Source organism: Lysobacter stagni, assembly GCF_030053425.1.
GTDB classification, from domain to species: domain Bacteria; phylum Pseudomonadota; class Gammaproteobacteria; order Xanthomonadales; family Xanthomonadaceae; genus Lysobacter_J; species Lysobacter_J stagni.
In genome coordinates this window covers 383,376-405,248 of record NZ_JASGBI010000001.1, presented here as the reverse complement: position 1 = coordinate 405,248, position 21,873 = coordinate 383,376, and the positions used below count along the sequence as shown (strand labels likewise).

Sequence of the window (21,873 nt, the reverse complement as noted above, 5' to 3'; positions counted from 1 at the left end):
GATCAAGGCAAACCACGAGGACACAGAAGCGCATGGATACGAACGCGAACGACGGGACGAAGGCGGGAAGGGGGCGGGCACGGCGCGTGCTGCGCGGCTTCGCGCTGTGGGCCTTCGCGGCGTTCGCGTTCGCCTTCACTTCCACGGCCTTCGCGCAGCAATGCGTGGCCAGCAACGTCAACCCGGACGCGCTGGTGCAGGTGCTGAACAACGGCAACAACAGCTATTGCGAGATGTGCGGCTACGGCTACGTGACCGTGCGCCTGAGCAACCCGTTCATCACCGGCAGCCAGAACAACAATCCGTTCGAACAGCGCACGATCGACGTTGGCAACAACACCGTCGACCAGTGGCGGGTCGATCCCGACTACGGCACGTCGAACCCCGACATCAACTACTCGGCCAACAGCGTGGTCGTCACCCTGCCGAACAACGGCCTGGTGTACTACCCCGGCGCCAACGTCACCGTCGGTGGCGCCAACTGGACCAACTTCACGGTCAACGCCGCTGGCAACCAGATCACCATCCGCAACCTCGGCGCGCTGACCAATGGAACGCGCGGCAATCCGAACACGCGCGACATCCGCATCCCGATCCATCGCGAGCCGACCAACACCCCGGAAAGCCTGTACAACACCAACCCGACCGCGCTGGCGGAGATCTTCATCGCCTCGACGTCCGACGGTTGCTCGATCGCCAACTCGCGCGAGTTGCCGAACAACGACACCAACTGGCGCAATGGCTTTCCGCCGGGAACCACGGCGTTCGCCCCGGTGCTGGACGACACCGGCAGCATCGACGTGCGCCAGCCCAACCTGCAGATCTACAAGCAGGGCTGGAACCACGACGCCGGCCAGACCGAGGCGACCCGCAGCGACACGGTGTATGGACACAACGACGACGACATCGTCTGGCGCCTGAACATCGCCAACGCGGGTGACGCGCCGCTGCAGGACCTGCGCATCGACGACGTGCTGTCGCGCGCCGATGTCATGAACGCGCACTACGTCTGCCCGACGCAGGTGGCGGCGGACGCGATCGCGGCCGCCGACGGCGTGCTGCCGGCGGGCTCGGTCTGCGTGACCACGATGGCGTTGACCGGCGACGTGCTCGCCGATTGGGTCGTGTCTGCGCCGTTCGGACTCAACGGCGACATTCCCGCGCCGTATGCGAACACGGTCGACGCGGTGAGGGCGGGCACCTCGGTGGATGCCGTCGATATCGCGGCTGGCGCGAACATCAACCTGTACGTGGTCGGCAAGGTGCAGCGCAACGCGTCGTGCTCCAGCGGCACGCCCCTGACCAACCAGATGCGCGACATCCAGTTCGGTTGCGCGGTGCAGACGCCGCCGGGCGGCATCCTGCAATCGGCCGGCCTGACCGACAACGCCACGCTGAAGACCTACTACGGCCAGGGCGGCAGCAACGCCCCGGCGCAGACCGCGTTGCAGGTCAGCCGCACCCTGACCGGCATCGACGGCAGTGCCACCGTGGGCATGCGCGGCTTCGTCACCGTGGTGCTGAGCAACCAGAGCGGCGGCACGGTCTGGCTCGATCCGGCCATGGCCTACCACCTGAAAGACACGCTGCCGACGGGCTACGTCATCGACCCCGGTTACGCACCGCGCCTGATCGATCCGGCGGATATCGGCGACCGTTCGTTCTACGGCGCCTATCCGGGACGCATCGACACGCTGACCTGGAGCAACCGCAACGGCGCCATCCCGGCGAATACCGGCGACAGCACCAGCTACCTGGCCAACGGCGCACCGGAATTCAAGCTGTCCAGTACCACCAGCTACACCGACCGCAACCCGGATTCGGCCTACGGTGGCGCGCCCGATGGCAACGGGCATGCCTACGCCAACCTGATGCGCCACGGCGACGTGGTGGTGATCCGTTTCGCGATCGTGCTGAAGGATCCGAAGGACTTCGACCGCGCCGCCGACCTGGACGTGCTGACCGAAGACCCGTCCATCCCGCTGTTCCAGCGCCCCGAACCCACCGACCCGGACCAGAGCGGCCTGCTGGGCCTGCACAACACCCTGGACGTGCGCTTCAAGACGCTGTGCGCCGCGCAGGGCCTCCAGACCTACTCCCTGGTCGACAACGGCACCAGCACGGGCAGCCACACCGGCGCGGCGATCACGTTCGATCCCGAAGACCTCGACATCAGCGTCGACCAGCCGACCTTCATCGTCACCAACGACCGCACCCAGACCACGCCGCTGTCGGTGACCCTGCGCAACAACGGTGGCGTCAACGCGCGCGACTTCAGCGCGCTGATCAGCTTCGGCCCGACCCTGAACGTGACCAGCGTGACCGCGCCGCCGAACTGGGTTTGCCAGGTCGTTCCGCTGTCGGGTGCCGCTGTGCCGCAACCGGCGCCGTACAAGGCCTGGGTGGTGAACCCGCCGCCGGACGCGCCCAACGTGCCGCACCTGCCGTTGCCGGCCAACGGCACGGTGTACCGCTGCTATCCGAACCACGTCGACGCCTTCAACCGGGTGCTGGCGCCGAACGCGAGCGTGCAGTTCGCCTTCCAGGTCAACAAGACCGACGACGCGGCGCGCATCCTGGCTGACGACGTGACCTTCCGCGCCGACGTGGTCGGCGAGATCTGGACGGTCAGTGGAATCACCACGCCGCTGCTGGACATCGACAAGGCCGACAGCGGCGGCAACCTCGACAACCTGACGGTGAGCCTGCGCAACACCGTCGATCTGCACGACGTCAGCCAGATCGACAACCACGCACCGATGTGGTTCCCGGCGCCCGGAAGCACCGACCCCAGCCACTACAACCGGCGCAGCGACGGCGAAGTCGATCGCGGCAACCTGTATTCGCTGGACGCGCACTGGTCGCGCGGCATCGGTTTCAACCTGATGAAGGACCAGGTGACGTGGAGCGTCGCCGGCGGCGACACCAGCACCCTGATGGGCGCGGTGCCGGCGCTGGGCGCGTGCAACGAGAACGTGGCCGGCGCGACCCGCGTCGCCGCACTGCCGGACGCCTCGATGTCCGACGCGATGCCCAACCTCGCGCGCAAGCTGCGTGAGCACGTGCAGATCGGCGAGGAGTGCAGCAACCGCATCCAGGCCGGCGGCTGGTTCGGCTTCAAGTCGCGCGGCTTCCGCTTCATCGGCGTGCGCGACGTGCAGGTGCAGGACGAAGTGCAGGACGGCCTGGTGTACGTGGCCAGCACCGTGCCGCAGATCGGCACGCAGCTCGCCGGCGCGACCCAGGCGCCGAACGACCCGGTCAGGGCGGCGCTGCAGGAGCAGCTCTTCGGCTGGCGCTTCACCGGCAACCAGCCCGACAGCACCAGCAACACCGGCAACGACTACATCGTCGACATCGACCAGTGGTTCCACATCAACGCAGTCACGCGCCTGCAGAACAAGGCGATCAACCAGCGCGGGCTGCCGGACCTGCAGGGTGAGGACCGCAACAACGTACTGAACTCGAACTTCAAGGCGGTCTATTACAACGACAACGCCAACCGTCCGGAAACCTATGCCTTCGGCAACGGCCAGGTCGGCATGCTGCTGCCGACCCCGGCCCTCGTCACGGGCAAGACGGTCGGTTACCCGTGGGAGCGCATCCGCCGCAGCGACGTGGTGGTGACCGAGCCGCGCGTGCAGATCGCCAAGCACGCCTGCCAGGACAACAACTTCAGCGCAGGTCCCAACGGCGGCACCTGCGCCGGCGGCTGGCAGACCGCGATCGCCAACGCCGACACCACGCACAACTACGTGTTCCGGCTGATGGCGTGCAACGGCAACATCGGCAACATCAATGGCGGCAGCCCCACCTGCGCCGCCAACAACGATGCCGGCCAGCCGCGCGCGCCGGCGTACGACGCGGTGGTGGAGGACCGACTCGACGCCAGCGACCTGATGGTCGTGACCGAGATGGCCAGCGACGGGCTCGACAACGACAACGACGGCCAGATCGACGAAGCCGACGAAGCCAACGCACAGAACATCAGCGACAACGCGCCGATGAACGGCGCGCCCGGCGTCATCACGTTCTCGCACCTGCGTGGCGTCGACGGCACCGGCCTGCGACGGATCAACAACGGCAGCAGCGCGTGGCTGTACTACGTCGTGGACCTGGACGATCGCCTCGCGCCGGACCAGACCATCGGCAACCAGGTCGAACTGGACCGCTACGACTCGTTGGCCGGCAGTGCCGACGACGACGGCCAGCAGATGACCGCGCAGCGCGGCAGCGGCGACATCGCCGGTGCGCGCGTGTACGGCATCAACACCACCAGCGCCGACCCGAACCTCAACGACACGGTGTCGCTGACGCTGATACAGCCGCAGACCCGGCCCAAGGAAATCATTGCGCTGTCGCAGTCGCAGCGCGTGCCCGCGGGCGCGCAGCCGGTGGTGATCGGCGAGGAGATCACCTACCGCCTGACCGCGTCGCTTCCGGTGACCCGCCTGCGCGGACTGACCATCACCGACAACCTGCCCGTCGGGCTGACCTGCGCCAACGTGCCGGTGGTCGACCTGAGCAGCGGCGTCTACGCGGCAGCCGGCTTCAAGCGTCCCGACCTCAGTCCGGTGCCGGCGGTCACGCCGTACTGCAACGGCACGGTGGTGACGTGGAGTTTCGGCGACGTTGTCCTGACCAAGGCCGACAGCGGCCAGACCACCTTCACCTTCCCGTTGCAGTTCGTCGCGCGCGTGGACAACACGCTGGCCAACCAGGACGGCGTCACCCTGTACAACGGCGGCACCCGCAACGGCGGCACGATCCTGCGCTGGCAGGACGCGGCGGGCGCGGAACAGACCCGCACCTACGGCGAAGTGGCCGTGGAGGTGAGCGAGCCGCAGCCGTTCATCGCGACCAAGGTGCTGAGCAACATCACCCCGGGCAAGCCCGCCAACGCACCGCTGGCCGCCGGCGACATCGCGCAGTACGTGGTAACGGTCCGCAACAGCGGCTCATCGACAGCGTACGACCTCAACATCGTCGATACGCCCGCGACCGAACTGCGCCTGGGCACCGGCGTTGCTCCGACGGCGGTGATCGGCGGCGTGCCGGTGGCCGGCTTCGTCGCCATGCCCGGCGGCGCGCCGAACGGTCCGCTGGTGTGGGGGCGCGGCAACAACGACGGCAGCCTCGACCTGCCCGCGGGCGCGACCCTCGTGCTGACCTATCGCATGCAGGTCGCCACTTCGCCGGCGGCCGGCGCCAACATCGACAACACCATCGTGGCGGACTGGACGTCGCTCGACGGCACCAGCATCCATGAGCGCACCGGCGCCGATGCACCCAACGCCGCCGCACTGAACAACTACTTCATCCAGGCCGTCGAGCAGGGCGATCCCGATCCGTCGCCGACCGTCGCGCTGACCAAGGCGATCACCCAGCCGACCGCGGCCATTGGCGAAACCTTCGCCTACCGCATCACCGTGCCGGCCGCTCCGAGCACGCGCCCGCTGTACGACGTTCGCATCAGCGACAACCTGGCCTCGGCCACCGGCGTGGTGCTGGAATTCGTGTCGGTGAGCAAGGTGTCCGGCGGCGGCAGCTGGGTCCCGGTCAACACCGGCAGCGGCCAGAACCTGGTCATCGAAGACATCAGCAACGGCGGCATCGACATCCCGGCCGGACAGCAGGCCGTGATCGAAGTGCGCGTGCGCCTGGCCAACGACCCGGCCAACGCGGTCGGCGACACCTTCACCAATACCGCCGGTTACGAGTTCAACCACGTCGACAACGATCGCAGCGTCGCCGGCGTCGGCGTGCCTGCGACGTCGCAGCAGATGACCGTGGTCGCGCCGCAGCTGGTCATGGACAAGCGTGGCCCGGCCTCGCTGCAGATCGGCGAGGTCGGCACGTTCGTCCTCGATGTGGTCAACACCACGTCGGGAAGCTCCGCCGCGACCGCGTGGAACGCGCGCATCATCGACCGCCTGCCCGCCACCGCCGATGGCGGCGGCGCCGGCGGCATGTGCGCGGCCGCGCCGACGGTCACGGCGGTGCAGTTGTTCGCCGCCGATGGCACGACCCTGGTCGCCACGCTGGCCGCCGGCAGCGGCTACAGCACCAACTTCACCGCGGCGGGCGCCGGCACGACCTGCGCGCTCACCCTCGACACCACGACGGGCATCGGCCCCGGCCAGCACCTGCGCGTGACCTATCAGGCCTCGGTCGATACCGACACGCCGCAGGACGCTGCGCTGACCAACGTTGCCGGCGCGACCCGCTGGCTGAGTGCCAATCCGTCCACGACCGGCAACGTGCCGCTCACCTACAGCAACGTGCTGACCGACGGCACGCCGAGCGTTGCCGACTTCCAGGACGCGCTCACCTTGCAGGCGCGCTATCCCGTACTGCGCTTCGAGAAGACCGTGGCCAACCTGAGCCGCGGCGAATCCCCGGCCACGCTGGCGATGCCGGGCGACCGCCTGCGCTACACCCTGCGCGTGGAGAACCTGGGCAGCGCGGCGGTGCCGACGTTCGACATCCGCGACGAACTCGACGCGCTCAATGCGGCGCAGCCCGCTTTCGTGCCCGGTTCGCTGGTCGTGACCACGGTGCCGGCAGGTGCGACCAACAACAGCATTGCCAGTGGCGGCACGCGCGGCACCGGCCTGCTGGACATGCGCGGCATCGCGCTGGGCGGACCGGGCAGTTCGGTGCAGATCGTGTTCGAGGTGCAGCTGGCCGGCAACCTCGCCAACGGCACCCGGGTCGCCAACCAGGCGACGCTGGCGGTCAACGCCAATGCGCTGGCGCTGAGCGACGACCCGAACGTCAACGGCCAGGCCGATCCGGCCGTGGCCGGCGACGAGGATCCCACCGTGCTGCCGATCGCGGTCGCACCCGATCCGGCCACCAAGATCCTGCTGTCGCCCACCAATGGCGAAGCCACCCCCGGCCAGGATGTCGTCTATCGCATCACTCTGCCGGGTGCGGTGCGCAGCACGCCGATGCATGACGTGCACCTGACCGACGCGCTCGACGCCAGCCTCCAGTACGTCGGTGCCACCGTCACCGGCGGCACCGGCGTGAGCAACAACAGCACCGCCAGCCAGCTGGATATCGTCATCGACGAAATCCCGGCCAACACGCAGGTCGTGGTCGAGCTGCGCACCCGCGTGCGCAATGTCGTCGGCGTGCAGCAGGGCATGGACGTGGCCAACACCGCGCGCTTCACCTACGCCGAAACCGACGGCGGCGCGCAGGAAAGCCCGCTGGACACCAACACGGTGAACTTCCACCTCGTCGAACCGGGCCTCACCATCACCAAGAGCGCCAGTGCCGCCACCGTGTCCGCGGGCCAGGTGGTCCGTTACACGGTGACCCTGACCGCCGCGAGCGGCACGGATGCGTCCGGTGCGTTCGACATCGACGTGGTCGACACGCTGGCCCCGGGGCTGGGCTACGAAGGCAATGCCACCCTCAACGGCAACCCCGTGGCCGCACCTGTCATCAACGGCAGCGTGCTGACCTGGAGCAACCTGGGCGACATCGCCGAAGGTGCGAGCGTGGTGCTGGCCTACGACGTACGCGTCGCCGGCAACGCGGGTGCCGACCAGGTCATGGACAACAGCGTGATCGCGCGCTGGACCGGCCTGGACGGCAACAACACCAACGAGCGCACCGGCGTCGATGGCGTCGGTGGACTGAACGACTACGTCACCGCACCGGCGGTCGCCACGGTGACGACGCCCGGCTCGCCGCCGCGCAAGGCGTTGACCGCGCCGGCATCCGGCCTGGCCACCATCGGCGAGGAAGTGGTCTACACCCTCACCGTGCCCGGCGTGCCGAGCAGCAGCACGCTGTACGACGTGCAGGTGCTCGACGCGCTCGACGCCAACCTGGAATACGTTTCCGCCACGGTCACCGGCGTGGCCGGCGTGACCAACAACAGCACCGCCGCGCAGATGAACCTGGCCATCGCGCGGATCCCGGCCGGCCAGCAGGCGGTGATCGAATTGCGCACGCGCGTGCGCAACCTCGACAGCGCCAACGCGGGCACGGTGATCGGCAACATCGCCGCCTACAGCTACGCCATCAACGCCGGCGGCAACCGCGTCGCGCCGCTGCAGAGCGAGGCGGTGAACTTCACCCTTGTCGAACCCGTCGCCACCGTCGCCAAGACCGGCGACAAGACCGCGGTCACCGGCGGCGACATCGTGCGCTACACCGTCAACCTGGCCGCGGCCAATGCGGCGGAGAACTCCGACGCGTTCGATTTCAAGCTGGTCGACACGCTCGCCCCGGGCCTGGAGTACGTCGGCAACCCGACCGTCAGCGGCACCGGCAACACCATCGCCGCGCCGACGATCAGCGGCGATGGCAGCGCGGCCACGCCCTACGTACTGACCTGGAGCCTGGCCGGCGGCACCGACATCGACGTGGCCAAGGGCGAAACCGTCGCCATCGCCTACGACGTGCGCGTGCGCAGGGGCGTGCCCGCCCTGCAGAGCCTGCCCAACCGGGTGACCGCCGAATGGACCGGCCTCGATGGCGATTCGACGTACGAACGCCACGGCAACGGCTGCCCGTCCATCACCGCGCCGAACGACTACTGCGCCGGGCCGGCCAGCTTCGCCGTGGTCACCAATCCGCCGAAGCTGACCTTCGCCAAGACCGTCACCAGCACCACGCCCGCGCATCCGGGTGAGTTCGCGGGCTATCGCCTGGAAATCACCAACCTGAGCACGGTCGGCGTCAGCGCCTTCCAGCTGGTCGACGAGATCGACGCGCTCAACACCACGGCCGCGTTCGTGCCCGGCACGTTGCAGATCGTCGGTGCACTGCCGACCGGCGCCGTGAACAACAGCAACACCAGTGGCGGCGCCAAGGGCACCGGCCTGCTCGACATCGGCAACCTGACCCTGGGCGAAGCCGGTTCCGGCAACGAAACCCTGGTGATCGAGTACCGCGCGCAGCTGGTGCCGGCGATCGCCAACGGCAGCGTCGTGCTCAACCAGGCGCGCGCGCAGTCCGGCAGCACGGTGCTGGCCTTGTCCGACGATCCGTCGATCAACGGCGCAGCCAACCCGGACACGGCGGGAGACGAAGACCCGACCCGCCTGCCCATCGAATCCGCACCGCAGCTGGTGGTCGAGAAGACCTCGACCTACCTCGGCGCCAATCCCGCGCTGCTGATGGCCGGTGATCGCCTGCGCTACACCCTCACCGTCCGCAACACCGGCACCGACCACGCCCGCAACGTGGTCCTGCGCGACCTGGTGCCGGCCAACACCCGCTACGTGGCCGGCACCACGACGCTCAACGGTGCGGCACTGGCCGACGCGGCCAACGGCCTGCCGCTGCAGAGCGGCATCGCGGTCGGTTCACCGGTCGAGACCGTGGCCGGTGTGGTTCGTGTCGACAACCCCGCCAATGCCGCCGCCAACGTGGCCACGCTGAGCTTCGAAGTCATCGTGTCGCCGACCGCGGCCGACGGCACCGTGATCGCCAACCAGGCCTTCGTCATGGCCGATACGCTGACCAGCGAAGTGCCTTCGGACGATCCGCGCACGCCGGTCGCCAACGACCCCACCCGCGACGTGGTCGGCAACGCGCCGCTGCTGTACGCGGAGAAGGCGGTGGCGTTGCAGATCGATGCCAACGGCAACGGTGCCGTCGATCCGGGCGACACCCTGCGTTACACCCTGCGCATCCACAACACCGGCGCGGTGCCGGCCACTGGCGTGGTGTTGCAGGACGAAGTGCCGCCGCATACCACGTATGTCGCCGCCAGTACCCGCCTGAACGGCGCGATGGTCAACGACGTGGCCGGTGGTTCGCCGCTGCTGCCTGGCGTCGCCATCGGCGATATCCCGCGCGGCGGCATGGCCGCGGTGCAGTTCAACGTGACCGTCGATGCGGGCACCGCCAACGGCACGCTGATCGAGAACCAGGCCAACGTGCGCAGCGCCGAGCTGCCCGACCTGCTGACCGATGGCGACGGCAACCCCTCGACCGGTCCCGAACCGACCGTTGTCGTGGTCGGCCCGTCGCAGGCGCTGACCATCGGCAAGCAGGTCGCCGTGGTCGGCGGTGGCGCGGCGCTGCCCGGCGTGGAGATCGAATACCTCATCAGCGTGCGCAACGTGTCCACGGTGGCTGCCACCCACGTGCGCATCGTCGATGACCTGCCGGTGCAGCTGGCGTATGTCCCCGGTTCGGCCACGCTCAACGGCAGCACCGCCGGCGTCACCGTCACCGGCAACAGCATTGCGGTCGACTTCAGCGGGGTGAACGGTCCGCTCAACCCGGGCGCGACCGCGACCGTGCGCTTGCGCGCGCGCATCGCCAATGGCCTGGCCATCGGCCTGCGGGTGAACAACATCGCCACCGTGAGCTGGAACGATCCGGCGCAGGCCGCCAGCGCCAGCGTCGCCTTCGACATCGGCGGCATGCCCGGCGTAGGCACGCTCGGCGGGCGCGTTTGGCACGACGCCGACTTCAACAAGATCGCAGGGGCGGGCGAGCGCCTGCTGCAGGGCTGGAGCGTGGAACTGGTGCGCAACGGTCGCAGCGAACGCACCGTCACCACCGACGCCGACGGCAACTGGCAGATGGGCGGCGTGTCTCCGAACGTGGGTGCGCCGCGCATCGGCACGATCACCGCGGCCGCCGCCGGCGATCAGCTGGAACTGCGCTTCACCGCGCCGGGCGCCGTCGCGACCACGGCCAAGCTGGGCATTGCCGACTCGTCGTTCACCAACGAGCTGCAACGCATCCACGACATGGTGGTGCAGCCAGGCGGCGTGCTGGGCAACCTGAACCTGCCGATCGAGCCCAACGGCGTGGTCTACGAGTCGATGAACCGCGGCAACGTCGCCGGCGCACGCGTGCGCCTGCTCGATGCCGGTGGTACGGCGCTGCCGTCGGCCTGCTTCAACGATCCGGTCCAGCAGGACCAGACCACGCTCGCGTACGGCTACTACCGCTTCGACCTGAACTTCGCCGATCCGGCATGCCCGGCCGGTGGTGCCTACGTGGTCCAGGTGGCTCCGCCTTCGGCGGATTACCTGAGCGACGTGTCGGCGCTGATCCCGCCGACGACGAACGTCGCCACCGCTGCCTTCGACGTGCCCACGTGCCCGGCGGGCATGAGCGACGCGATTCCCGGCACGACCAACCGCTGCGAGGCGCAGCCGTCCGAGTTCGCTCCGCCCGTCTCCGTCCCGGCGCGTTCGGCCGGCACCACCTACTACCTGCACCTGCGTCTGGACGACAACGGCATGCCTGGCAGCAGCCAGATCTTCGACAACCACATCCCGCTCGACCTCGACCTGGGCGAAGCGCTGGCGATCAGCAAGACCACGCCGAAGAAGAATGTCATTCGCGGCGAACTGGTGCCGTACACGATCACCCTGCGCAACCTGTCGGGCCTGCAGCTGCGCGATGTGCGCGTGGTCGACTACTACCCGGCGGGCTTCCGTTACGTGCCGGGTTCGGCGCGCGTGGACAACGTGGCGACCGAGCCGGTGCAGGGCGGCCGTCAGCTGACCTGGAGCGGTGTCGCGTTCGGCGCCAGCGACGAACACGTCATCACCCTGCTGCTCGCCGTTGGCGCCGGCGTGGGCGAGGCCGAGTTCACCAACCGCGCCCGCGTGTGGAACGGCCTCACCGAGCGTCCGCTGTCCGGCGAAGCCACCGCCACCGTGCGCGTGGTGCCGGACCCGACCTTCGACTGCACCGACATCATCGGCAAGGTGTTCGACGACGCCAACCGCGACGGTCGCCAGAACGAGGGCGAAGGCGGACTCGGCGGTGTGCGCGTGATCAGTGCGCGCGGCCTGGCGGCCATCACCGACAAGCACGGTCGCTACCACCTGACCTGTGCGGTGATCCCCAACGAGGACCGCGGCAGCAACTTCGTGCTCAAGCTCGATGACCGCAGCCTGCCCAGCGGCTATCGCCTGTCGACCCGGCAGACCGTGATCGCACGTGCCACCCGAGGCAAGGCGTTGAGCATCGACTTCGGTGCATCGCTGTTCCGCGTGGTCAGCCTTGACCTCACGGACGAAGTGTTCGAGCGCGGCGAGGCCGGACTGCGTCCGCACTGGCAGCCGCGCATGCAGACGCTGATCGACGAACTGGCGAAGGAACCGTCGGTGCTGCGCCTGTCGTACCTGGCCGATCTCGAGGACCCGAAGCTGGTCGAGGCCCGCCTCGCCGCCATCAAGGCGCAGGTCACGAAGGCGTGGCCGGACGCCGGCGCCGACTACCCGCTGACCGTGGAGCAGCAGACGTTCTGGCGCCGCGGCGCGCCAGTGCAACGCCCGGTGGATGACCAGGGGGCGAGCAAGTGAAGACCACGCTGAAGAACAACATGCTGACCAAACGTATTCGATTGCCGCTGCTGGCCCTGGGCCTGATGACCGCCACGGCGGTGGCGCAGACGGCCGGTAGTCCGCCTGCAGAGGAAGCGGTCGCCAACGGCCAGGTCACGAAGGACGTGCCGATGGGCGCTTCCGTCGAGCGCCATCTGACCGGTGACGAGACGTTCCGTCCGGCGATGCGTGATGCGAGCGTGCTCGAACAGCAGAACGGCGACCGCATGGAGAAACAGCAGGTCGACGGCCAGGTGATGGAGACCGTGAAGCTGGGCGGCATCATCGCCCCGCTGCACTTCGACTCGGGCGCCATCCGCATCCGTGACGAGGACATCGAGAAGATCCGCAGCGCGCTGGAATCGGTGCGCGGCAAGGCCAACGTGCGCCTGCACCTGATCGGTCATGCCGACAACCAGCAACTGTCGCCCGACCTGACCGCCCGCTATGGCGACAACCAGGGCCTGTCGCGCGAGCGAGCCGGTGAAGTGGCGGAGCTGCTGCAGCGCGCACTCACCCTGCCGCCGGAAGCGATCGCCTTCGAAGGCAGGGGCGATTCGCAGCCGATGACGAGCAACGCCTCGGACGCGGGCCGCGCGCGGAACCGTCGCGTCGAAGTGGAAGTCTGGTACGACGAACCCAAGGCCGCGACGAAGGAGCAGGACGTCCTGGTCAAGGCGGATTTCCGCCAGATCAAGGTCTGCCGGGTGCAGGAACTTTGCCAGATGCGATTCCAGGACGGACACGCGCGACGTACGCGGGTGAGTCACCTGGTCTCGGCACTGCATTACGGCGAGGAAGGCGTGGAGGTCACGCCGGCGTTCGTCGAGCAGGTGCGCAAGGCGTTCGCGAACCTGCAGGGCAAGCAGAACGTGACCGTGAAGTTCGTCGGCTACTCCGACGACATGGCGCTGTCGGACCGCAACGCACGCATCTACGGCGATGCGGTCGCGCTGTCGAAGGCGCGCGCGCACCGCACCGCGCTGGCCGTGCAGCAGGCATTGGGCCTGCCGTCGGCGGCGGTGCTCAGCGATGGTCGCGGCGCCACCACCTTCCTCGCCGCCAACGACACCCCGCAGGGACGCGCACTCAATCGCCGCATCGAGGTGCAGTTCTGGTACGACGACCCGCTGCAGGAGCTCCCCGAAGGGCCGCAGATGTGTCCGGCCGATTCGGGCAAGGAAATCATCACCCGCGTCCACCAGCCTGCCGGCGGCCCGCTTCCCGTGCTGATGCTGGAATCGGGCGAGGCCGTTGTCCCGGCCGGCTTCACCGACCGCCTGCGCAGTGCGCTGGATGAAGTGGGCACTCGTGACCACGCACGCCTGCGCTTCATCGGCTACACCGGCAACGAGCGCCTGGACCGCCGCACCAGCGCCGTGTACGAGGACGACATCGGTCTGTCGGCGGCACGTGCGGGCCGGGCGATGGAAACGATCGCCACGCAGATGCGACTCATGCCGCAGCAGGTCGAGCACGAGGGCCGCGGCTTCGTGCAGTCCGCAGACGTGCCCAACGAGGGCTTCGTCCAGGGCGAGAACTCCTATGTCGAAGTGCAGGTGGTGTACGACGAACCCGCGCCGCGCGACGACCTCGAAGGCGTCGACATCACGCGGCTGACCCAAGAGCTGGCGCCAGCCAATGCATTCGGCCTCAACCCGATGCACATCTCGGTGGACGGACAGCCCATCGACGACCCGGGCCGCAGCTCCGCCGACGTGCAGCGCTGCACCGACGTGGCGCTGGACGACGCCGGCATCCGCTTCCAGTTCGATGACCTGAACGCCGCGGCGCGGCTGGCCGTGTCGGCGTCGCCGCAGGTGGCGGTGGTGGGCGAGCCGGTGCGGTTCCGCATGTACTCGAACTACAGCGCCTTCTTCCAGCGCGCCGAAGTGCGCGTCCACGAGAAGGGCCAGTCCGCGCAGGCCACGCCGTTGGCGGTGGTCGCGCTGGACGCGAACGGCGAGGGCGAATGGCAGGCGCAGGAGATGACCCTTCCGGCCGCCGGTCGCGAGCTGCAATACGTGGTGCGCGCCTACGATGCGGAAGGCCGGTTCGACGAAACCAGCCCGCGTCCGTTGTGGGTGGTCAACACGGATGGCAATGGCGAAAGCGCGGCGGCCGCGGAAGCGGCCACCGGTGAAGGCGCGCCGCCGCCGCTGGCCGGTTACGGCGAGAACCAGCTTGCCGTGCGCAACATCCGCATCGGCGCCAATTCCATCGCGGTGCGCGGCGGAGGCATTCCCCAGGAACACAGCGTGTGGGTGGCCGGTCGTCCCGTTGCGGTGGATGCCAATGGCGATTTCATCGCCGAGGAAATCCTGCCCGATGGCCTGCAGACCGTCGAAGTCGCCGTGCTCGACCCCGAAGGCAACGGCAATCTCTACCTGCGCGACCTGGAGATGCGCGAGCGCGACCGCTTCCTGGTCGCCATCGCCGACGTGACCGCGTCGACGGACAAGACCAGCGGCCCGGCCGATCTGTTGGAGGGAGAGAACAGCGCATTCGAGCGTAGTTCCTCGTTCGACGGACGCCTGGCCTTCTTCGGCACGCAGAAGTTCGGCAACGGCTGGCGCCTGACCGCCAGCGCCGACACGCGCGAAGGCCCGGTCCAGGACATCTTCGGCAACCTGCTGGACAAGGCGCCGGACGCGCTGTTCCGCCGCATCGACCCGGATTACCACTATCCGACCTTCGGCGACGACGGCGTCGTCGAGGAGATGGCGCCGACGCTGGGCAAGTTCTACGTGCGCGCCGAACATGGCGACGACTACGCGATGTGGGGCAACTTCAAGACCGACCTGGCGAGCAATGAACTGGCCCAGGTCGATCGCGGCCTGTACGGCGCCAACGCGGTGTGGACGGCGGATTCGACCACCGCGTTCGGCGAACGCCGCGTCAGCGTGAACGGCTTCGCCGCCGAACCTGGCACGATCGCCGGTCGCGATGAATTCCGCGGCACCGGTGGTTCGCTGTTCTACCTTCGCAACCAGGACATCCTCGGCGGCTCCGAGCGACTGCGCATCGAAATGCGCGACCGCGACTCGCAGCTGGTCACCGGCACAGTGGAACTGCGCCCGGGCCTGGACTACGACATCGATTACCTGCAGGGTCGCATCCTGCTCAACGAAGCGCTTTCGTCCACTGGCGCCGGCAGCATGCTGGTGCGCAGTGCCGGCCTGTCGGGCGAGGAAGCCTGGCTGGTCGCGCGCTACGAGTACACACCGGGCTTCGACGAGATCGACACGCTGACCACGGGCGGCCAGGGACATGTCTGGATCAACGACTACATCGGCGTCGGAGTGACCGGCAGCCGCAGCAGTGGCGACGATGCCGAAAACAGCGTGGCGGGTGCGGACCTGACCCTGCGCAAGACCGCCGACACCTGGTTGAAGCTGCAGGGTGGACGCACCACCGGCATGGTGTCGCAGTCGCAGTATTCGTACGACGGCGGCTTCGGATTCGCCGGCACCGACCCGGCCGCGTTCGAAGACGCGAGCGCGGGTGGCTATCGCGCCGATGTCAGCCTCGGCATCGGTGATCTGTTCAAGAACGGCAAGGGCCGGGTGAGCCTGTACACGCAGGCGCAGGACGCGGGGTATTCCGCGCCGGGCCTGGGCACGCTGTCCGATCGCACCTATTACGGCGGCACGCTGGACCTGCCCATCGGCTCGAAGTTCGGCCTGACCGGCAAGACCGACCATCGCGAGCAGGATTCGGGCCTCACGCTTGAATCCACCGAGGTGAACGTCAAGTACCAGGTCAGTCAACACTGGAGCGTGGCGACCGGCGTTCGCAGCGACGAGCGCGAAGACCTGCGCACGACGGTCCCGCTGACCCAGGAGCAGGGCAAGCGTACCGACGCGGTGGTGCAGGTGGGTTTCGACGCCGGCACCACCTGGAATGCCTGGGGTTTTGCCCAGCAGACGATGTCGAAGGATGGAGACCGCCAGGACAACGGCCGCTTCGGCCTGGGCGCCGCGTTGCGCCTGGGCAAGAAACTGCGCATGGAGGCCGAAGCATCGGCCGGCGACCTCGGACCGGGCGGACGCCTCGGCACCAACTACATCGTGTCGGACAAGACCACGTTGTACTTGAACTATGCGCTGGAGAACGAAACCGGCATCGGCCTCGACGGCACCGGCGTGGACGGCCAGCGCGGCAGCCTGGTCGGTGGCATGAAGCGTCGCCTGTCCGACAGCAGCAGCGTCTACGTCGAAGAGCGCCATCAGGACGCGGAACAGACGCGCGGGCTGACCCATGCCGCCGGCCTGTCGATGAACCTTGGCGAAGGCTGGACCGTGGGCGCGAACGCCGAACTGGGCACCCTGCAGGACAGTGAAACCGCCGCCGAAACGGAGCGACGCGCGGGCGGCGTGCGTGCCGCGTACTCGTCGGGGCCGACGCAGATATCCAGCGGTATCGAATACCGCGCAGACGATGCCGAGCAACCCGACGCGACGCGCGCGCAGCGCACCACCTGGCTGCTTCGCAACAACTTCAAGTTCCAGATGTCGGAAGACTGGCGCCTGGTCGGCAAGCTCGACCACTCGATGAGTGAAAGCTCGCAGGGCCAGTTCTACGACGGCGAGTTCACCGAGGGCGTGGTGGGCTTCGGCTATCGCCCTGTCCTCGACAACCGTTTGAACGCGCTGGCCAAGTACACCTACTTCTACAACGTGCCCACCACCGATCAGGTGACACTGACCGGCACGGCGGCGCAGTTCATCCAGAAGAGTCACATCGCTTCGCTGGATGTCGGCTATGAACTGACCCCGTCGTGGTCGGTGGGCGGTAAGTACGCCTACCGCGTGGGTTCGGTGAGCCTGGATCGCGAGCGGCCGGAGTTCTTCGACAACACCGCGCAACTGTTCATCCTGCGAACCGACGTGCGCCTGTTCGAGAAGTGGGAGGGCCTGCTGGAAGCCCGCAGGCTGCACCTGCCGGACCTGGACGAATCCCGCGGCGGCATTCTGCTGGGCGTGTACCGGTATTTCGGTGAAAACGTGAAGGCCGGCGTGGGTTACAACTTCACCGACTTCTCGGAAAACCTCACCGACCTGAGCTACCGCCACCAGGGTGTGTTCGTGAACATCGTCGGCGCGATGTAGCGTCGGCGAACCCCGGCGCCGGCCGCAGCGCCGCAGGCGATGGAAGCGCTCCTATCCGGGGCGCTGGGGGGGCTGCAGGGTCCGCGCCAACGTCTGGCACGAGGTCATCGCCACGCCGAAGACATCGTCGTCATCGGAGGAAGGCTTCGTGAGCCTGCGTCGCGAATGGAGGAGCGGCTCAGTCAACTTGAGAGGGCGGAGCGGCTGCCGCCTCGCAGAGGCGTTCTATCACGCGGCTACCGGCGCGGGCTTCGTCTTCGTCGGCTGGAGCAAACTCGGTCACGGTAAAGCCGACCAGATCCGCTTCGCGCGCGATGCGCCTCACGAGCGCGATCGCATCGTCGATGCGCAGCTTGCCGTCGGGATAGGCGACGTAGGGAAACTCACGCGGATCCAGTGCGTCCAGGTCGAAATGGATGTGCACCGGTCCGTCGATGGTTGCCTGCGGATCCAGCTGCTGCAGATCCAGCTCGCGTTGCAGCTCCCAATCGCCGTCGTCACCCACCTGGATGCCGACGTAGCGGAAGCGGGTCGGCTCGAGCGGCATTCCCAGGTAGGGTCGCATCGGTCCAGGCGCGCGCCCCAGGATCGCGCTGACGGGCATGCCGTGGAAGTTGCCACTGGGCGAGGTTTCCGGTGTGTTGGCGTCGAGGTGCGCATCGATCCAGATGACCCGAAGATCCGGATGCACGCCCTGCAGATAGTCGATCACCGCGACATCCACGGCGCAATCGCCGCCGGCGGTCAGGACGCGCCTGGCGCCCGAGCTGACGAGGATGCCCTGCGCATTGCGGAACTGCGTGAAGATCGCTGGCCAGCGGTGAATGCCGTGGAGCAATTCGTCATCGGCATCGCCATGCGCAGGCGGAACCCGGGCCAGCGGGGCGAACCGGCTGCAGATCTCCGAGACCGCTTCGGCGCCGCGCGGCAGGTTCTCGTGTCGTCCCGATCCCTGCCATTGCGGGTAAGAGAGACTGAGATCGAACGGCATGGTTCTGCGCTCCTGTCAGGCAGCCACTATAGGCCCGCCATCCCCCACTGGTTGCACCCTGAGCAGTAGGCTCGCGCACCTGCGCGTCCCTGAGCTCGTAGGGGCGCTCCCTGGGCTGGGCCGTAGCGACAATTCTCTTCGTGAGGGCTGTCCGCATCGATGGTTCTTCCGTAAGTGGCCGATAAGCCAATTTAGGAAGGTCTGCGAAGCGTGTTCGGATGAGGATCGTCCGCAGTCGAGCGCGAAGTCCTTGAAAACAAAAAGCCCCGCGCGGGGCGGGGCTTTTCGATCTCGACGCGGTGGTGGCTATGGGTGGACTCGAACCACCGACCCCAGCATTATGAGTGCTGTGCTCTAACCGGCTGAGCTACATAGCCGCGCGGAGAACCGCGAATTATTCATGCCCAAGGCCCCCTCGTCAATCGTCCGCGGCCGGCTTGTTCTGGCGGGCGAGGGCGTGGCAGAGTCGGGGGCAGTGAATTCAGGAGTCCGCATCGTGATCGATCCGGACGGCTACCGACCCAATGTCGGCATCGTTCTGATGCATCCCGACGGTCGTGTGTTCTGGGCGCGCCGCGTGCATCGCGACGGCTGGCAGTTCCCTCAGGGCGGGATGAACAGCGACGAGACGCCGCTGGAGGCCATGTACCGCGAACTCCGGGAGGAGACGGGCCTGCTGCCCGAGCACGTCGAGGTCCTCGGCGCGACCCCCGGCTGGCTGCGCTACCGCCTTCCGCAGCGCGCCATCCGCCGCAACGACCGGCTGGTCTGCATCGGCCAGAAGCAGGTGTGGTTCCTCCTGCGCCTGACCGGCCAGGAATCCGACCTGCGCCTGGACCTCACCGATAAACCGGAGTTCGACCACTGGCGCTGGGTCGACTTCTGGTACCCCGTGGAACACGTGGTCATGTTCAAGCGCGGGGTGTACGCCCGCGCGCTGTGGCATCTCGCTCCCGTGGCCCGGGAAGTGGCCGGGGCGTTGGCCGTGCCGCCGCCAGGGCCGGATTTCCGGGGTCAGGAGCGTCCGGGCGGCCGGAATCGCCGCCCGCGCTGGCGAAGCCCCGGGTCGGCACGCGGTCAGGATCCAGTTAATTGACAATCATTCTCATTCGTGGCGAAATGGCCCTGCAGCCGATCCGGCTGCCTGGTCCGATAACGCCGCAATGTACGTCTGCATCTGCAATGGGGTCACCGATCACGACATCCGCCAGGCCGCGGATGCGGGCTGTCGCAGCGTGACCGAGCTGACCATGCGTACCGGCGCCGGCGCCAACTGCGGCAGCTGCCTGGACATGGCCTCCTCGCTGCTCGACGCCGCCCACACGGTCCGCGACCTCCCGTTCCCGGTGATGCAGCAGGCCGCCTGAGCGGTTCCCTGGTTCGCGCGGTTCGCTTCGACCAATCGACACTGATTCGCATCCGCGGACGCACTCGATTCGCGTTCCGTCACCGCTCGCCTGAACGGGCTACAGTGTCCGCTTGTTGCTGCCATACGGAACACGGCCATGAAGGGCGACCCCAAGGTCATCGAATTCCTCAACAAGGCGCTCTACAACGAGCTGACCGCGATCAACCAGTACTTCCTGCACGCCAAGATGCTGAAGAACTGGGGCCTGAAGGAACTCGCCGAGCACGAGTACCACGAGTCCATCGACGAGATGAAGCACGCCGACAAGCTGTCGGAACGCATCCTCTTCCTTGATGGGCTGCCGAACTTCCAGGCGCTGGGCAAGCTGCGAATCGGCGAAAATCCGCGGGAACTGCTCGCCTGCGACCTCGCGCTGGAGATGGAAGGCCTGCCGCTGCTGCGCGAGGCCATCAAATACTGCGAATCGGTCGGCGACTACGTGAGCCGCAAGTTGTTCGCGGACATCCTCGATTCCGAGGAAGAGCACATCGACTGGATCGAAACGCAGCTGTCGCTCATCGATCGCCTCGGCGAGCAGAACTACCTGCTGACCAAAGTCGAAGAGTAGGCCGCATCGATTCGCGCGCTCCGACGCCGCCGGACTCCGGCGGCGTTTTCGTTTGCGCTTCAGGCCACGGGTCGCGGTGACCGGCGGAACAGCGTCCGCCACACCCACCACAGCAGTAGCGCCATCGTCAGGCTGATCACCAGGACGATCGACAGCGCGATCCACGGGTGGGCGAACACCAGCGCCAGGCCGCCGATGGTGGTGACGTCCTCGGTGATCGAAGCCGTCCAGTTGGAGACCGGCTCCGGCGAGGTATTGAGCAGTGCCCGCGAGCCAGCCTTGAGCGCGTGGCTGGTCAGCGCGACGCCGGCTCCGGCCGCCAGGGCGCCTGCCCCGAGTTGGCCGTCCGGGGACAGCGTGGCGGCTGCCAGGAAAGCACCGGCGGGCACCCGAAGCAGCGTGTGGAGGAGGTCCCAGCCGGTATCGACACCGGGGATCTTGTCTGCGAAAAACTCCGCCGCGGCCAGCACGCCCGAGACGCCCAGCACCCAGGGCGAGGCAGTAACCTGCAGCGCCTGCGGCAGGTCCAGCCAGCCGAAGAAACCGGCCAGGCCGACGCCGAAAACCGTCAGATAGACGCGGATGCCGGCCAGCCAGGCCAGAACTACGCCAATTGCGAACAGGTGCGCATCCGTCATGTCGCTCCCTCGCTAGACTGTCCACTGGAGTATAGGGGCTGGGGAGTCCGGCGGCCGCACCGCCGGAACACACGCTGATGAACAAGCCGCCGCGCAAGGCGCCGCCGCCGCGTTTCACGATCATCCAGCAACGACCGGACCGCCGGCCGTTGATCGCGATCGTGCTGACGCTGGGTTGGCTGGCATCGCTGGGCGCCGTCTGGATCGGTTCCGAGCGCCACGCGGCACCGCGCCTGCCGGCGATCAGCGCCGCGCTGGACGACGCCCAGGCCGAACTCAGGCGCTGGCGCTCCCAGGCCGAATCGCTGGCCCAGCGTGAAGCGACGCTGGCACGGTCGGACCAGATCAGCCGCGCCGCCAACAAGGAAATCCAGAGTGCGCTGTCGGAGCGGGAAGAGGAGATCTCCGACCTGCGCGCCAACATCGCCTTCTATGAACGCCTCGTCGGCGCGACCGGGCAGGGCAAGGGGCTGACGGTGCATTCGGCCAGCTTCGATGCGGAGACCGGCGGCACGTGGCGCTACCAGATCGTGCTGACCCAGAGCCTCAACAAGGGCGCCATCAGTCGCGGCCGTCTTCATTTCACCGTTGAGGGCGTGCGCGACGGCAAGCTCGCCACGATCGGCTGGGACGAGCTGCACCAGCGCCGTGGCGCGCCGGCCCAGGATTATTCGTTCCGCTATTTCCAGCAACTTGATGGCAGTGTGATGCTGCCGGCCGGCTTCACTCCGCAGCGCGTGCGTGTTTCGCTGGACGGCGGCGATGTCGCGGTCGAGCAGACCCTGGGCTGGGGACGCGGCGCCACCACCTGACACCCACTGTGCCGGCCCCCGC

Annotated in this window: 8 protein-coding genes and 1 tRNA gene; 6 read left to right on the top strand and 3 right to left on the bottom strand. The window is 67.9% G+C overall.

Going from position 1 to position 21,873, the window contains the following annotated elements; all coding sequences use genetic code 11:
• Nucleotides 1-32: 32 nt before the first annotated feature.
• Together QLQ15_RS01770 and QLQ15_RS01765 are read left to right on the top strand one after the other, a co-directional pair.
• On the top strand, nt 33-12,302 hold the full coding sequence (locus tag QLQ15_RS01770) for an isopeptide-forming domain-containing fimbrial protein (protein WP_283211145.1): 12,270 nt from the start codon (nt 33-35) through the stop codon (nt 12,300-12,302).
• The gene (locus tag QLQ15_RS01765; RefSeq protein WP_283211144.1) at nt 12,299-17,434 is read left to right on the top strand and encodes an OmpA family protein; all 5,136 of its coding nucleotides are present in this window, start codon (nt 12,299-12,301) and stop codon (nt 17,432-17,434) included. The genes QLQ15_RS01770 and QLQ15_RS01765 overlap by 4 nt, the downstream gene beginning before the upstream one ends.
• A gap of 178 nt (nt 17,435-17,612) precedes the next feature.
• On the opposite strand, the gene QLQ15_RS01760 is transcribed toward QLQ15_RS01765, so the two are convergent.
• Nucleotides 17,613-18,425, bottom strand: coding sequence for an arginase family protein (locus QLQ15_RS01760; RefSeq protein ID WP_283211143.1), 813 nt, complete (start codon nt 18,423-18,425; stop codon nt 17,613-17,615).
• Nucleotides 18,426-18,725: 300 nt separating this feature from the next.
• Nucleotides 18,726-18,802: transfer RNA gene (locus QLQ15_RS01755), tRNA-Met, on the bottom strand.
• Between the two features lie 119 nt (nt 18,803-18,921).
• Here QLQ15_RS01755 and QLQ15_RS01750 point away from each other — a divergent pair.
• The 3 genes from QLQ15_RS01750 (at nt 18,922) to bfr (ending at nt 20,401) form a co-directional block, all read left to right on the top strand.
• Nucleotides 18,922-19,521, top strand: a complete 600-nt coding sequence (locus QLQ15_RS01750; RefSeq protein WP_432277763.1) for an RNA pyrophosphohydrolase — start codon at nt 18,922-18,924, stop codon at nt 19,519-19,521.
• Nucleotides 19,522-19,588: 67 nt separating this feature from the next.
• Nucleotides 19,589-19,792 (top strand): (2Fe-2S)-binding protein, encoded by a 204-nt coding sequence (locus tag QLQ15_RS01745; protein ID WP_283211142.1) that lies wholly within the window; start codon nt 19,589-19,591, stop codon nt 19,790-19,792.
• Between the two features lie 138 nt (nt 19,793-19,930).
• Nucleotides 19,931-20,401, top strand: coding sequence for a bacterioferritin (bfr, locus tag QLQ15_RS01740; protein WP_283211141.1), 471 nt, complete (start codon nt 19,931-19,933; stop codon nt 20,399-20,401).
• Between the two features lie 59 nt (nt 20,402-20,460).
• On the opposite strand, the gene QLQ15_RS01735 is transcribed toward bfr, so the two are convergent.
• Entirely contained in the window at nt 20,461-21,039 is a 579-nt protein-coding gene (locus tag QLQ15_RS01735) for a DUF4126 domain-containing protein (protein WP_283211140.1), read from the bottom strand.
• 77 nt (nt 21,040-21,116) lie between these two features.
• Between QLQ15_RS01735 and QLQ15_RS01730 the strand changes: the two genes are divergently transcribed.
• Nucleotides 21,117-21,851, top strand: a complete 735-nt coding sequence (locus tag QLQ15_RS01730; protein ID WP_283211139.1) for a DUF6776 family protein — start codon at nt 21,117-21,119, stop codon at nt 21,849-21,851.
• Nucleotides 21,852-21,873: the final 22 nt, after the last annotated feature.